Source organism: Bradyrhizobium sp. Mp27, assembly GCF_029953005.1.
Classification (GTDB): domain Bacteria; phylum Pseudomonadota; class Alphaproteobacteria; order Rhizobiales; family Xanthobacteraceae; genus Bradyrhizobium; species Bradyrhizobium barranii.
Map to the genome: position 1 here is coordinate 1 of NZ_JASAUS010000522.1, position 1,148 is coordinate 1,148.

At 55.1% G+C, this 1,148-nt stretch carries 1 protein-coding gene; it reads right to left on the minus strand.

Annotated features, from left to right (window positions below):
* Positions 1 to 105 precede the first annotated feature (105 nt).
* Complete coding sequence (locus QJT78_RS51480; RefSeq protein WP_281460893.1) at positions 106 to 879, minus strand: hypothetical protein; 774 nt, start codon at positions 877 to 879, stop codon at positions 106 to 108.
* Between the last annotated feature and the right edge of the window lie 269 nt (positions 880 to 1,148).

Below are 1,148 nucleotides of genomic sequence, written 5' to 3' on the forward strand. Positions count from 1 at the left end.
TCGTCAGGCGGCGAAAAGCCGAAGGCAATCCTGTGCGCCTCGTCAGACAAGATGTGCGGCCGCATCAATCGGGCCCAAAAGCCGCACTCTCACGAATAGGACGGGCTAGTGCCCAAGAATGGTCTGCATCCGACCCTGCAAGGTTCCGATCAGCGCAGCGCGTCCCTCGGCGTTATTGAGATAGCGGACATACCGGAGATGTCGAAGGTCAAAGGGAATATCATTTTCGTTCTGCGTGATTAGGATCACCTCTCGACCGAGGGTGTGGGCGATACCGGCTTCGTAGAACACGTTCGGATTTCTACCCGTACAGTCGCATACAACAATGCGCGAACGATCTATAAGTGCGACCACATCTTGAATGATCGCGGCATTTTCCCAAATGTCGTCAGCCCGTCGACACAGAAGTCCGACGTTACCAGCTGCCAGGCGTATGCTGTCGAAAACGGCGGCAAATCCCGCGTCGAATGGCATCATCGCCGACGCGAGGGCCGGTTCAATGTTCTCGTGTTCAGGAATTTGAAACACCGTCGGGCGCTGGCGGCGGGGTCTGACGCTGCGAAGTAGGAAGCGGTAAAGGTCAACGTCCTTTACAGCCCAATGATTTCGAGAGAATTCGAAATCTTCGGGCATGTCCAGCGACATGCGATTTTCGTAGATCGTCCTATTCTGAATTGGAGGAACCTCAGCATCAAGGCTGAATTCAAAAGTGACATCTCGGCCCATGCGACGAGGTCTGTTGATTTGACCGACGTACGCAATCTCGTCCCCCCATCCTTCCCCCATGAAGAGGCACGGCAGAGCGGTCAGCCGGTCCAACAAAATATCTTCACCTTGCCTGAACTGTGCCGCGATGTGAGCATCGGTGTATTCGAACATCCGACCAACGCCAATGGTCCCTCGACCCGAAGCCCAATCGAATGCGCGCATTATCAGATTAAACATTAGTCCTCCGGTCCGCTTGTGACGGCCTATCTTCCTTGTCCGGTCCCCGCATCACGATCTTGAGCGCGTCATCCGGCAATGGTCGCCGCAACACCGAGCTATGGCTGATTTTGGGTGACGCGGCCTGATCAGGCGGCGTGGCTTTCAGTGTTCGGAATGACTTCGATTCCGTCGATGAACTTTACACCGGCGATGACTTTCGG